13 protein-coding genes are annotated in these 12,733 nt (G+C 40.0%); 7 read left to right on the forward strand and 6 right to left on the reverse strand.

Annotated elements, in window-relative coordinates; translation table 11 throughout:
• Positions 1-61: 61 nt before the first annotated feature.
• Entirely contained in the window at positions 62-418 is a 357-nt protein-coding gene (locus D0469_RS18175) for a hypothetical protein (RefSeq protein WP_117328146.1), read from the reverse strand.
• Positions 419-598: 180 nt separating this feature from the next.
• Here D0469_RS18175 and D0469_RS18180 point away from each other — a divergent pair, with 180 nt between their 5' ends.
• The 3 genes from D0469_RS18180 to D0469_RS18195 all read left to right on the forward strand — a co-directional run bounded on the left by D0469_RS18180 (position 599) and on the right by D0469_RS18195 (position 4,681).
• Positions 599-1,021 carry an SRPBCC family protein gene (locus D0469_RS18180; protein ID WP_117328147.1) on the forward strand — a complete coding sequence of 141 codons (423 nt, stop codon included), beginning with the start codon at positions 599-601 and terminating at the stop codon, positions 1,019-1,021.
• Positions 1,021-1,350: an ArsR/SmtB family transcription factor gene (locus D0469_RS18185; RefSeq protein ID WP_117328148.1), complete on the forward strand. Its 330-nt coding sequence runs from the start codon at positions 1,021-1,023 to the stop codon at positions 1,348-1,350. Before D0469_RS18180 ends, D0469_RS18185 begins: the two co-directional genes overlap by 1 nt.
• Positions 1,351-2,167: 817 nt before the next feature.
• On the forward strand, positions 2,168-4,681 hold the full coding sequence (locus tag D0469_RS18195) for an EAL domain-containing protein (protein WP_117328150.1): 2,514 nt from the start codon (positions 2,168-2,170) through the stop codon (positions 4,679-4,681).
• Positions 4,682-4,730: 49 nt separating this feature from the next.
• Here the strand turns inward: D0469_RS18195 and D0469_RS21420 are convergent, their stop codons facing one another.
• Together D0469_RS21420 and D0469_RS18200 are read right to left on the reverse strand one after the other, a co-directional pair.
• Positions 4,731-4,895 carry a hypothetical protein gene (locus D0469_RS21420; RefSeq protein WP_199478566.1) on the reverse strand — a complete coding sequence of 55 codons (165 nt, stop codon included), beginning with the start codon at positions 4,893-4,895 and terminating at the stop codon, positions 4,731-4,733.
• A 201-nt stretch (positions 4,896-5,096) separates the two neighbouring features.
• The gene (locus D0469_RS18200; protein ID WP_117328151.1) at positions 5,097-5,387 is read right to left on the reverse strand and encodes a hypothetical protein; all 291 of its coding nucleotides are present in this window, start codon (positions 5,385-5,387) and stop codon (positions 5,097-5,099) included.
• A 298-nt stretch (positions 5,388-5,685) separates the two neighbouring features.
• On the opposite strand from D0469_RS18200, the gene sigH reads away from it, so the two are divergent.
• Positions 5,686-6,342: an RNA polymerase sporulation sigma factor SigH gene (gene sigH, locus D0469_RS18205; RefSeq protein WP_117328152.1), complete on the forward strand. Its 657-nt coding sequence runs from the start codon at positions 5,686-5,688 to the stop codon at positions 6,340-6,342.
• 35 nt (positions 6,343-6,377) lie between these two features.
• Here the strand turns inward: sigH and D0469_RS18210 are convergent, their stop codons facing one another.
• Both D0469_RS18210 and D0469_RS18215 read right to left on the reverse strand, forming a co-directional pair.
• Positions 6,378-6,650, reverse strand: a complete 273-nt coding sequence (locus D0469_RS18210; protein WP_117328153.1) for a zinc ribbon domain-containing protein — start codon at positions 6,648-6,650, stop codon at positions 6,378-6,380.
• Between the two features lie 138 nt (positions 6,651-6,788).
• Positions 6,789-8,198, reverse strand: a complete 1,410-nt coding sequence (locus D0469_RS18215; RefSeq protein ID WP_117328154.1) for an amino acid permease — start codon at positions 8,196-8,198, stop codon at positions 6,789-6,791.
• Positions 8,199-8,962: 764 nt separating this feature from the next.
• Here D0469_RS18215 and D0469_RS18220 point away from each other — a divergent pair.
• Complete coding sequence (locus D0469_RS18220) at positions 8,963-10,114, forward strand: ABC transporter ATP-binding protein (RefSeq protein WP_117328155.1); 1,152 nt, start codon at positions 8,963-8,965, stop codon at positions 10,112-10,114.
• Positions 10,107-11,663, forward strand: coding sequence for a glycine betaine ABC transporter substrate-binding protein (locus D0469_RS18225; protein ID WP_117328156.1), 1,557 nt, complete (start codon positions 10,107-10,109; stop codon positions 11,661-11,663). The genes D0469_RS18220 and D0469_RS18225 overlap by 8 nt, the downstream gene beginning before the upstream one ends.
• A gap of 54 nt (positions 11,664-11,717) precedes the next feature.
• On the opposite strand, the gene D0469_RS18230 is transcribed toward D0469_RS18225, so the two are convergent.
• Positions 11,718-12,233, reverse strand: coding sequence for a DUF2179 domain-containing protein (locus D0469_RS18230; RefSeq protein ID WP_117328157.1), 516 nt, complete (start codon positions 12,231-12,233; stop codon positions 11,718-11,720).
• 262 nt (positions 12,234-12,495) lie between these two features.
• Here D0469_RS18230 and D0469_RS21220 point away from each other — a divergent pair, with 262 nt between their 5' ends.
• Positions 12,496-12,660, forward strand: coding sequence for a hypothetical protein (locus tag D0469_RS21220; protein ID WP_158553569.1), 165 nt, complete (start codon positions 12,496-12,498; stop codon positions 12,658-12,660).
• Positions 12,661-12,733: the final 73 nt, after the last annotated feature.

Below are 12,733 nucleotides of genomic sequence, written 5' to 3' on the forward strand. Positions count from 1 at the left end.
AGTCCGGCGCAAACATTATTGGCCCGGACTTTTTTCTCTTACATCCATCTGGTAATTTCCCTCATATAAGTCCAGCTATTTTAATAGGGGTCTTTATGGTGTATTTATCGCGATAGGAACGATAGGATACAACCTCTGTATTTTGTGAAATCACGTCCAGCTGTAAAATCTTTGACCCCTTTGTTTCTAAATAATATAAATTCTGGTCGGTTTCGAGCTGATAAAAATGATATCTTGTTCCTAAAAATTCTCTGGTTGAAGATATAGATTCCGGGTGCTGTTGAATATAATCAGCCAATTGCTGAACCGTTGCATAAGGAGTATCTGACATGTCATACAGTTTTTCTTTTATATTGGCGGTAGCATGATTGTATGATTTTTTTGCTTTATTTACGAGTTTGTTCAATTGCTTTTTCATAGTAGTGCCTCCTTTATGTTTCATTCTTTAATTCCCATAAATTGATTCGCTAAACCTTAAGGGGTGCCACTTTATGGAAAACAGCCTAATTATTAAAGTGCTTGATAGGTAACCATTTGGTTGTATATATTCAAAATAGGAAACCGAATGGTTTCGTAAAAATGTTTGGAGGACTTGTACATGAAAGACTTACTGCCTGATATTCGTAAAACAACTATTTTTAATGCTCCGATCCAGAAGGTATGGGATGCAGTTGCTACCTCAGAGGGGATTGCTGCTTGGTTCATGCCTAATGATTTTCAGCCAGAAGCAGGCTATGAATTCCATTTGCAGGGTCCTTTTGGGCCATCTCCTTGTAAGGTGCTGGAACTTGATCCTCCTAAGAGGCTAGTTTTTTCCTGGGACTTGTTCGGATGGCATGTTTCGTTTGAACTGAAGGAATTGGATGGACAAACGGAATTTACACTGGTGCATTCAGGATGGGGAGCTGCTGATGACATTATTCCAGGAGCACGCCAGACACAAAAAGATGTCAGAAAAACGATGGAGAATGGCTGGGAACCGCTTGTTCATAATAAGCTTCGCAAAGTAGTTGAGAGGTAATGGGGGAAGCGCAAAAGCATGATGTATTTCAGGCGATTGCCGACCCAACGCGGAGGAAAGTTTTAGTACTGCTGTCAGATAAGGAACTATCGGTAACTGAAATAAGCAAACATTTTCCGATGACCCGTACAGCGGTATCAAAGCATCTTGGAATTTTATCAGAATCAGGGCTAGTGGATGCCACAAAAAAAGGCCGGGAAACGAGGTACAGTCTCCAGCCTGAAGCTTTTCTCGAGCTGAAAGATTGGCTCTCCTTTTTCGATCAATTCTGGGATAACAAGCTTTCAATGCTAAAGCATTTAGTTGAAGATGGTTCAAAAACAGAATGAAAACTGATTGAATCCAAAAAAGGCAATGAAGAGTAAAGAGCGGGATTAAGGGATGGAGGCAGCTTTTGCTGCTAATCTATCTCCATTCTTAATCCATTTCAAACTAAGTCTTTCTTATAGGCTTGGCATGTAGTTATGGGCAGACGTAAAGGGCAGAACGGTCTCCCGCTAAAATTGTATTAAAGAATTGATAAAATAGTTATTAAAGAAAATTCCCTCGTTTTTTCCGAGTGAAAACTCCTCTCTTAAAATTACCAGCGAAAGATTTCTATTTTCATGTCTTGGACAACCCGCCATTAAACCTTAGGATGAAGCGGCCTGGGCCGAATCTTCGGTTATCGTTTGCCAATCAGTATTTCAATAAATTTGCTAACATCCCTGCATGTTCGGTTCAAAGTTGTCCTTAAAGCTCTGAGTGAAACGGATTCGAAAAGAAAGATACATCTTCCTGAGTTTGATCTGCTTTCAGTTGATAAGCTTACCGCTACTTACGCGGTGCTCGGACGGCATCATGCTGCAAGCATCACTTCTTTAAGAAAACAAAAAGGATGGTAATCAATAAGGGGGGTGTTAGATTAAACATTCTAACAAAAGGGTAAAGTTTTGTGAAAATGACAAAGCAAATCGTTCATTTAAAATTAATTCTTACGAAGTTTGAATTTCAGAGAAAGTAAATTTGTATCGATGCAAAATAATGATTCAAAAGGCTTGGTTTTACTTTAAAAGATTTCCACTGAGACGATACTAGATATATGAACAATAGTCTAAAGATAAGTAAAAGTGCAGCTTGATAGAATTTTTTTCGGGGAGACCAGCTATGGATCAGGTAAAAATTGAAGAACATACACAACAGATGATTGCGTTGATTCGGGAGTTGCCCGATTTTATTTGTTTTAAAGATGGGGAAGGAAGATGGCTGCTTACGAACCCTTTCTCACTTCGGCTTTTTCAGCTTGAAAATGTTCCTTATAAGGGTAAAACGGACTCCGAATTGGCTGTCTATTCACCTTTTTTTCGGGATGCCCTTATATATTGTGAAGAGAGGGATAAGGAGGTTTGGGAATCCGGAAAGGTTACCAGGGAAGAAGAAATCATTCCTCAGCTGGATAACACAGAGAAGATTTTCGATGTCATTAAGGTGCCCCTTTTTCATACCAATGGGCAGCGCAATGGACTGATTGTCATTGGACGCGATGTTACTGAACGGAAAATGGCTGAAAAAAACATTAAGCATTTAGCATATCATGATGAACTTACAGGGCTGCCGAATCGCCGGCATCTTTACGAATCATTAAACGAGGAATTCCTGGAGCGAAATCATTTTGCACTCCTTTTTATAGATCTGGACCGCTTTAAGGTCATTAATGACTCCTTGGGCCATTTAATGGGAGACGAGCTGCTGCAAAAAGTGTCTCAGCGATTGGTGCAGAATATGGTTAAAGGAAAGCTCTACCGCCATTCGGGTGACGAGTTTATCCTTCTTGTGCCTAATGCGGGGAGGGAAGATGCTGAGTTTGTAGCCCGGGAATTACTTCGGCACTTAGATACTCCATTTGAATTGAATTCACATGAAATATATATTTCTGCCAGTATTGGCATATGCTTATCAAATGATGTCGGGCGGAGCTACTCTGCAGAAGAAATCATTAAATTAGCGGATTTGGCGATGTACCAGGCAAAGCAGGAAGGCAAACATACATATAGATTTTATTCTGAATCAATTGAGTCAACGGGTTACACTCTCATAGAAATGGAAACAAAATTGCATAAGGCACTTGAACGTAACGAATTTATCCTTCATTACCAGCCGCAGGTTAATCTGGAAACAGGGGAAGTATGCGGGATAGAGGCTCTCATCCGGTGGAACCATCCGCAAATGGGATTTGTGTCACCTGCTGACTTCATTCCACTGGCAGAAGAAACAGGATTAATTATACCGATCGGCAAATGGGTGCTTTCTACTGCGTGCAGACAGAATAAAGAACTGCAGGATAAGGGACTGCCGCCGATCGTGGTGTCTGTAAATTTATCGGCCATTCAATTTTACCAGCATGATTTAGTTGAGGTCGTCGATGGTGTGCTAAAGGAAAGCGGTCTGGATCCTCGTTATTTAGAGCTTGAAATAACAGAGAGTATGACCATGGATGTAAGCAGAACTATTAAAATACTCAATGGTTTGAAAAAACTGGGTGTGAAAATCAGTATAGATGACTTCGGAACTGGGTATAGTTCACTTGCTTATCTGAAAAAATTTCCAATTGATAAATTAAAGATAGACCAATCCTTTGTCGCAGAATTATTAAAGGACTCGAATGACGCTACCATTGTCCAAACGATAATCGCGATGGCAAAAAATATGGGCTTGCGTGTCAATGCAGAGGGCGTTGAAACAAAGGAACAATTCCTTCTTTTGCAGCAGCATTTTTGCAATGAGGTACAGGGCTATTTACTTTGTAAGCCTCTGCCATTGGATAGTCTTCTGGAAAAATTGCCTGAGGTACGACTTACACTAGAAAAGCTAGGTGTCCTGCAATCTTTAAATGAGCGGCTTTGGGTCGAAGAGTCCTTGCGGGTGGCACGCCAAAACTTGCAGGCCACAATAAAGCTTCAGCAAGGAATGACCTTTAAATATAAGCAGCAGGACGATAAATTCATCCATACACTGGGAGACGGAGAGTTACTGTACCGCATGGGCCTTTCCCCTGAATTGCTGATTGGAAAGACAGTACACGATTTCCTGCCTGATACAGCAGCGGAAAGGAAAATTGATGTTTATCAAAAAGCCTGGAATGGTGAAAAGGTAACTTATGAAGGCGAAAAAAATGGAATCCATTATTTAGCCGCATTAAATCCAATCACCTCTGGGGGCAGGGTAGTGGAAGTAGTCGCCTCATGTGTAGATATTACTGAACGGAAACAGGTTGAAAAAAAGCTAAAAGAAAGTGAAGAAAGATTAAGGCAGCTAATTGAAATTGCTCCGGACGCTATTTTGGTCCATCAGTCAGGAAAAATAGAATACATAAATGAAGCAGGAGTAAAGCTTTTTGGTGCAACCACGAAAGATCTGATAATCGGGAAGTCTTTTTTGGATTTCATCCATCCTCAGCAGCACGAGGTTATAATGGAACGAATAAATCATGTTTATCAGGACAAAAAAACTTTAAAACCATTCAATATGAAAATCATCCGCTCTAATAATCAAACAATAAATGTTGAATCAACGGCTGCCCTCATTTCTTTTAACAGTGCACCCGCTATACAGAACATTTTCCGCATTATGATTCCGACTAAAACGTATAAGACAATGATACCTTCGTTAACGACAATGTAACCAAAAAGCTGGCTCCAAATCGAGACCAGCTTTTTGTTATAGCAGATAGTTATTCATCCTCATTGTAATGTTCATTTAAGTAAGGATTCTCCGTAGTAGCGAAGTTAACGGACAGCAAGCTTGTTTCTGGATCTAGTGCGTACAAACCCTTTTGCTGGTCTTCTAGGAGCTCACCGCTTTGGAATAGCGGCTCCTTTTTTTTGCATTTTGACATGAAACTTACCTCCTAAAAATCCCAAAGAGAGCTGGCTTCAAGGCCAATCCTTGTCGGTCTTTTAACGAAATGAATGTATAACTCACTAGCCCCATAACCATGAAACTTTTTCCCGTGGGAATGTAAAGCCTCCACAAAGGAAAAGCACGAAACGACGGCTTATGAGGAACATTCTTCCTCTGTCAGGGCGCTTCCGTTTTTCTAGTATGGATCATTATTTGTTTCTAGGTATGACTCGATTCCTTTATCCAGTGCACGGTATGCCTGCCCGTAAGCGGCGGAAGCAGAGGGAGTTCCAGCATGTTCAAGCTCAGCCTGAGCATGTTTGGCATGTGTCACCGCATTGATAATGTTTTCAAACATTTCCTGTTTTTCGCCGGCAGATTCCTTTGCCTTCATTAATGTTTCCAGGCAGAAATCCAAATCTTGTTCATTCGGATTTTCAAAGGATCTCTCCAATATGTCCTTGACCTGTTGTAATAACTCTTTCATCGTCAGCACCCCCGCTATAATTATCATATGGTAGTTTCACCCCGCGAGGAGATTTTATACAAATTTCGAACAGCAGAATCGAATGTATATTCAAAATAAAATTCGGGATATGTTTACGTGTTTCGACAAGAAAAACATCAAACAATCCCGCATTTATGGTATTCTCATTCTTTTACTGCTTGGTATGTAAACAATAGTCGATATTTGCTAATTTCCTTAATCCGTTTTTTCACTTAATATAATGAATATGAAATGTATCAGCAATTAACAACAAAATCCAACTGAATTTGGCGGAGGGATGAAAGTGAATGTAGACTTCTGCGTCAAACTGATTGATAATGATGCTGCAATAGAAGACGAAGCATTGGTAGAAAAGTTTCAAAAAGGGAATGTAGAATCCTCGGAGATATTAATAAATAAATATCGGAATTTTGTCCGAGCGAAAGCAAGCAAGTATTTTTTAATCGGCGGCGATAGAGAGGATATTATCCAAGAAGGCATGATAGGACTTTATAAAGCAATCCGGGATTATAGGAAAGACAAGCTTACCTCGTTTAAGGCCTTTGCTGAGCTATGCATTACAAGGCAAATGATAACAGCGATAAAAACAGCAACAAGGCAAAAGCATACGCCCTTAAATTCCTATGTTTCACTAGACAAGCCCATCTACGATGCAGAATCGGACTTTACGCTTTTGGATATTATTGCAGGCACAAAAATAAGTGATCCAGCCACTTTGATTCTAAACCGCGAAAAGACGGATGATATGGAAATGAAAATGGCAGAATTGCTAAGTGATTTAGAAAGAAGAGTTCTGAGATTATATATGGATGGCCAATCGTATCAGGAAATATCCGAACTGCTGAACAAGCATGTAAAATCAATTGATAATGCCCTGCAGCGGATAAAAAGAAAGCTGGAACGGTATCTGGAAATGAGAGAGCTGGTCCATTAGCATTGTTTTCGTACAGAATGTGAACAACAGCATTTTTATCTTTGCTGATGCTCCTGCCATCTTTCGAGTTTATGTATATTTCTAGTGAAAAGTTTTGCCATAATTTTGGGAAAACCGGATTCGCGTATTTTATTCTCAACAAGCAGCTTCATTTCAGCTGCCGATATGGCCGGCTGGACAAATTCTCCATTTTCATAACAATGGCTGCGATACATACCGCTTTTTTGACCATTGTGTTCTGTTCTGCCTCCATTTTTATCTTTAGCTAAAGGCATGCCGCAACTTTGGCAGTTTTTAAATAAAGTCATAAAATCACCTCATATTCAAATGTTAATTCTACTGAAATGATGAAGCAGCAGAAGCAATAGGATCCTCGGAATAAAATGGGCGTGTTGAAATTAATATGCCCGGCATGGAATTCATGCCGGGCAATTTTTACGAACTAATTATAAAGACTGGTTTTCAATGGCTGCTCGTTTAACACGATTGTAAAAGAAGATTCCGCTTGAGAGAAGGATTACTCCAAATGTAAAGGTTTTTATATCTGCCGTACCGGCAATTATTACCCAAATAGAATAAACTGTTGCAAGGACGGCAATGATGCCATCACTAATTCTGCTGCTTGAATTTGTATAAGTTTCACCAGTAGCAGTCAGTTTAAGCTGGAATGCCGATGCAATGAAATAAGGGACAAGGTATGCCAGTGTTGCAATGTAAATAATAAAATCAAAGGCCGCAGAAATTGTATTAGAAATAGTTGAAAAGATGAACAGCTGGCCAAGAATATTTGTCAACAGCAATGAAAAAGCTGGAGTACCTCTTTTGTTAACCTTTAAAAAGGAAGGTAAAAATAGCCCCTGCTTGGCTGCCTGGTAAGGCACCTCTGCGCTAAGCATTACCCATCCGATAGTCGATCCGAATAAACTGATCATTCCGATTAAAGCAAGTATTTTTCCGCCAATTGGGCCTAAAACCGTGGTAATTGCATCAATCAGCGGCTTCTCGGAAGCAATTAGCGTCTCTTGATTTAACATTCCCATTACCAATGTACTGATGCCAATGTAAATAGCAAGCGCAATAAGCAATCCTAATATCGTAGCCCTTTTTACATCAATTTGTTTTTTGGCACGCGAAGCAAAAACCACTGCTGATTCAATCCCAATGAACGCCCAAAGAGTTGTTACGGCAGCATTATTGATTTGCCCGTATAAGCTAATTGTTTGTCCAGCTTCATCCATTCTCGGTGCTACAAAAGGAATAATGTTTGCTTTTTGGAATGCAAACAAACCAATTAGTATAAACAAAAAGAATCCAATCACCTTTGCAGCTGTAGCAGCAAAGTTAATCTTACCGGCTCCTTCAATCCCTTTTAAAATGATATAGTGTGTGCTCCATAGCAAAAGAGAACAAACAATAAAGGTAAGAGCATTGCCTGCTTTTAGAGTAAATCCGCTAATTGTAAATAATTCAGCCTGGCTTGTTAACACAGGGAAAAAAGTTGTTAAATAGCTGGCAAAAGTGGTTATAATTGCAATGTTACCTGCAAAGTTTCCAATCCAATACCCCCATGATGCCATAAAGCCTGAAAGAATCGAAGCATTGCTGCCCGGCTTAAATAATTCCTTCGCATATATTTGAGGACCACCGGTCAATTTAGGCTTCCTAATAGCCAAATTTCCAAATACAAGTGCTATCATTAGCACACCAAAGCCTGTTACCAGCCATGCCGACATCACTCCCGCCGGACTGGCTACTTCGGCTAAAGAACGCGGCAGCATAAATATGCCAGATCCCACCATATTACCTACTACCAAAGCAGTTAAAATCCAAAAACCAAGCTTTCTGCTGCTATTCATATATTATTCTCCCTTCCAGTTATCCACTTAATGCTCAAAGCAGGAGACTATCATTATAATCGCCAAAAATACACATAAAAAAACACACACTCCGGTCAATCGGTGTGCCATGAATACCGAATCAAACAACAGGAAAGTACATCACTGGCTTCTGCCAGGAAGCCCTGCACTCATTTAAAGCAGTCTAAGTCCCATTAAATAGAGAAACCCTATGGCGTTTCTGCGAACAAACCTTTACTGAAATGATCAAATTATTTTATTTATCGCAACCACTACCCTCATCTTAAGAGGGGTTTTTTTATTCAAATACCTGAATAAGAATACGCTGATTTGATAGCAAAGTCAATGGGAGATTTTATACTAATATAGCAAAAAAAGATATTTAAAAATAGAGTTCTTGAGCTTAACAAATTATGGGAGGTTTAAAAGCCGCTTACTTGGGTATGCAATATATATGCTTGCTAACTGGCTAATTAACAAAAGGGGGGAGCCATTACGGGAAGCTATGAAAAGTACATTATGTTGGCTTTCCTAAAGATCAATACCCGTACTTACCAATATCACATGCATTATTTTAGGATCTTTTTAGAAAAATACTATAGCAACAACATGTTATCCTAAATATATAGCTTTCATAATATTAATTCATATTGTGAATGTCATCACATGTTTTTCAAAAGGTAAATATTCTAATTGCGGGAATAATAAAACCAAAAGAATTTGGATTTGTTTAAATATGCACATATAGAAAAGAGGGGATTTACTTGATCACATTCCAGCATGTAGGCAAAAAATATGCGGATGGTTTTGTTGCCTTAAAAGACATTGATTTTGAAATAAAAGAAGGTGAACTTGTTGCATTAATCGGTCCAAGCGGATGTGGTAAAACAACCACGATGAGGATGATTAACCGGCTGATCGAGCCAAGCAGCGGGAAGATTTTCATTAATGGTGAAGACATTTCCAAAATGGACAAGGTCCAATTACGAAGAAACATAGGCTATGTAATTCAGCAAATCGGCCTGCTGCCGCATTTAACGATTGAGGAAAACATTACACTGGTACCTAGACTTAAGGGCTGGGCACCTGAGCAATATGAAAACAAAGTAGATGAACTGCTGAATTTGGTAGGCTTAGACCCTGAAGAATATAAAACCCGTTTTCCTTCAGAATTAAGTGGCGGACAGCAGCAACGTGTTGGGGTAATTCGTGCTATGGCTGCCGAACCGCCGATCATTCTTATGGATGAGCCGTTCAGCGCATTGGACCCCATTAGCCGGGAGCAGCTTCAGGAAGAATTGGTTAACTTGCAGGAGGGGATTAAAAAAACCATTGTCTTCGTTACGCATGATATGGACGAAGCAATTAAGATTGCTGATCGCATTGCCATAATGAAAGACGGAGAAATCGTCCAGTTCGATACTCCTGAAAGAATCCTCCGCCATCCGAAGAATGAGTTTGTCAAAGGCTTCATTGGGGAGGACCGGCTGGCAACAGGTGAGGATTCTGTTCCGGTTGCAGATGAGTTAATGCTGAAAAGAGTTATTACAGCGAGGCCAACAAGAGGGCTGGCGCAGTCTTTAAAAACTATGAATAACTATAAAGTAGACAGCTTACTGGTAACAAACCAGCAAAATGAGCTGCTTGGAATTGCTACTATTGAAAATGTTGAGCGCCATTATGCTGAAGAAGAGAAGACACTGGCTGACATTATGACTACGGATTATCAAACAGCAAATGCAGATACTCCATATACCGATGTAGCAGAGATGTTTGCCCGCGGTGCTTCGGTTATTCCTGTTCTTCAAAACGGAAAATTAATCGGGCTGATTACCCGCTCGACTATGATGAGAGGCCTTGCAGGAATGAAGATTACACCGCCTGTACCTGTGGAAGGAGCTGCTGCAATTGAATGACCAAAATTTCTTAACCATGCTAATTGATATATTTAGAACGCGCTGGAGCGAAATTCTTGAAGCGTTACAGCAGCATTTATTTTTATCAATCGTTTCAATCGTTATTGCAACGCTTATCGCTATCCCATTAGGAATCTTCATTGCGAGAAGAAGGAAATTTGCAGAACCGATCATTGGGGTTGCGTCCATTTTTCAAACGATCCCCAGTTTAGCACTGTTTGGGTTTTTACTCCCGCTTTTTGGGATTGGAAATATTACTGCAATTATTGCACTGACAATTTATGCATTGCTTCCTATCCTGAGGAATACATATACAGGAATTACAGGTGTGGATCAGTCAGCAGTAGAAGCTGGACGCGGCATGGGGATGACAAAAAATCAAATTCTGAGGATGATTGAGATACCGCTGGCTTTGCCAATCATCATGGCAGGCTTGCGGACAGCCACCGTTCTAACCATTGGGGTTGCTACATTGGCCGCCTTTATTGGTGCAGGCGGATTGGGCGATATCATTTACAGGGGCCTCTCGACCGCAAGAAATGAACTTGTGCTTGCAGGTGCCATCCCAGCGGCTGTTCTGGCTATAGTGATTGATCTTATTTTAAAACGGATTGAAGTTGCAACAGATCCTAGGTCAGGGAAGAAGTTTTCATGGAAAAAGGCCTCTTTAATATTGGCTCCGGCTGCAGCGCTATTACTGTTTTTTGGATTTAGAGGCGGTGCTGCGGATAACACGGTAGTGGTGGCAGGGAAAAAGTTTACTGAGCAGTATATTCTGCCTTACATTATCTCAGAGTATGTGAAGGAAAAAACAGATTATAATGTCGAGGTTCGGGAAGGGCTTGGAGAGACTCCAATCATGACCCAAGCTGCGGAAAACGGTGATGTTGATATTTTTGTTGAGTATACAGGTACAGGCTTGATGACGATCTTGAAGGAAAAATATAATCCTGAAGATACCCCGGATGCGATTTATGAGAAAGTGAAAAAAGGGTACAGGGAGGAGCTCGGCTTAGAATGGATGAAGCCGCTTGGATTTGAAAACACATATGCACTTGCCTTAAATCCTGAAACCTTTCAGCAAATGCGAGTAAAAACAATTTCTGAATTCGCAGCCAATTCATCTCAGATAACTTTTGGTGCTCCTACCGATTTTTATGAGCGTGAAGATGGATATCCCGGTTTTGTAAAAACATATAATCTACAATTTAAGGATAAAAGAAGTCTTGATCCAAACTTAATGTACTCTGCTGTAAAAGAAGGGGAAGTTAATGCTATTCCGGCATTTACGACCGATGGCCGGATTGTCCGCTTTAACCTAAAAACCTTAAAGGACGACAAAAAATTCTTCCCGCCGTATTACGCGGCTCCGGTTGTGCGCCAGGAAGCCTTGGAAGAATTTCCTGAGCTGAAGGATGTCGTAAATCAGCTGGGAGATCAAATATCTGAGGAAGAAATGGCAGAAATGAATGCAAAAGTAGATCTTGATAAAGAAGATCCCCAAGAAGTTGCGAGGGAGTTTTTACAGGAAAAGGGTTTAATAAAATAAAAGAAAGAGGATGCTCCTGCGTGAGCATCCTCTCTTTTGTGCATATTTAGCTTTTTATTTTTTCTTCATCCGGTCCAGCAAAAATCCGCCTTTAAAACGCCTTGGCTCATACGAAATGATAAACGCCTTTGGTTCAAATTTTTCCACTGTTGCAATCAGTTCATCTTCCCGATTGCGCTTTGTTAATATCTCCAGACGGTAGCGTTCGCTGTCTCTTCCTTCACCAATATAAAGTGTGACACCGAAGCCATTGGCCCTTAGAGTTGTGATTAACTCTTCATTTTTCGTCTGAGTATTAACCGTTACATTGATATAGCCGATTGCCAGCTTTTGCTCTATCCTTGTTCCAAAAATAATGCCAATTCCAAAGCCTACAGCGTATACAATCATCGCCAGTAAGCTTTGATCCCCGCTGAAGACAAGGGAGAGACCGAAAACATAAATCAGCATTTCAAATATTCCCATGATAGAAGCTAAAACTGTAATATTCTTCACCAAAAATATAGTTCTCAGTGTTAAAAGAGGAACATATAGAAGCTGCAGCAATAAGATAAGAATGATTTCCTTCATTTTGACACCTCGAATCCTATTATCAATACCTTCATTACTATAATCCAAAAAATTATTTCTTTCAACGGATGATTGCCAGAGTAATAGATGGAAAATTTATCTAACATAATTTTGTTATGCTCAATACAACTAAAAGAAATGGCAGAAAGCTGAATATCTATCAGTGATTACATTTTTGGGAATGATTTTATTAATTATTGCAAATGTAACGGGTATCGGGTGAAGCTATGATCTCAAAAACTCATTACAATCGAGGTATCTGGTGAAAATCTTTATTGCACTTGTTTTGGTGCCGGCTTCGTTTCCGGTTTTTTCGGTAATATTTTATCTGCCTATGGGAATTGATAGTCCAAACATTTATCAGAATGGGACGAATCTTGAAAAGATGTGGCAGAAAGAAGCAAAAAAGCTGGCAGGGCGCCATTAAGGCCGACATAAAAACAGGAAATCATTATTGAAGATATGGGTCCGGGTATGACAGGGGAATCAGATGGAATGGG

This window comes from Peribacillus saganii (genome assembly GCF_003429095.1).
Lineage (GTDB): Bacteria > Bacillota > Bacilli > Bacillales > DSM-1321 > Peribacillus > Peribacillus saganii.

Coding starts and splice junctions, on each gene's coding strand:
- D0469_RS18180 (WP_117328147.1), top strand. CDS start 599: ATGAAAGACTTACTGCCTGATATTCGTAAAACAACTATTTTTAATGCT.
- D0469_RS18175 (WP_117328146.1), bottom strand. CDS start 418: ATGAAAAAGCAATTGAACAAACTCGTAAATAAAGCAAAAAAATCATAC.
- D0469_RS18215 (WP_117328154.1), bottom strand. CDS start 8,198: ATGAATAGCAGCAGAAAGCTTGGTTTTTGGATTTTAACTGCTTTGGTA.
- D0469_RS18185 (WP_117328148.1), top strand. CDS start 1,021: ATGGGGGAAGCGCAAAAGCATGATGTATTTCAGGCGATTGCCGACCCA.
- D0469_RS18230 (WP_117328157.1), bottom strand. CDS start 12,233: ATGAAGGAAATCATTCTTATCTTATTGCTGCAGCTTCTATATGTTCCT.
- D0469_RS18210 (WP_117328153.1), bottom strand. CDS start 6,650: ATGACTTTATTTAAAAACTGCCAAAGTTGCGGCATGCCTTTAGCTAAA.
- D0469_RS18200 (WP_117328151.1), bottom strand. CDS start 5,387: ATGAAAGAGTTATTACAACAGGTCAAGGACATATTGGAGAGATCCTTT.
- sigH (WP_117328152.1), top strand. CDS start 5,686: ATGAAAGTGAATGTAGACTTCTGCGTCAAACTGATTGATAATGATGCT.
- D0469_RS18195 (WP_117328150.1), top strand. CDS start 2,168: ATGGATCAGGTAAAAATTGAAGAACATACACAACAGATGATTGCGTTG.
- D0469_RS21420 (WP_199478566.1), bottom strand. CDS start 4,895: ATGTCAAAATGCAAAAAAAAGGAGCCGCTATTCCAAAGCGGTGAGCTC.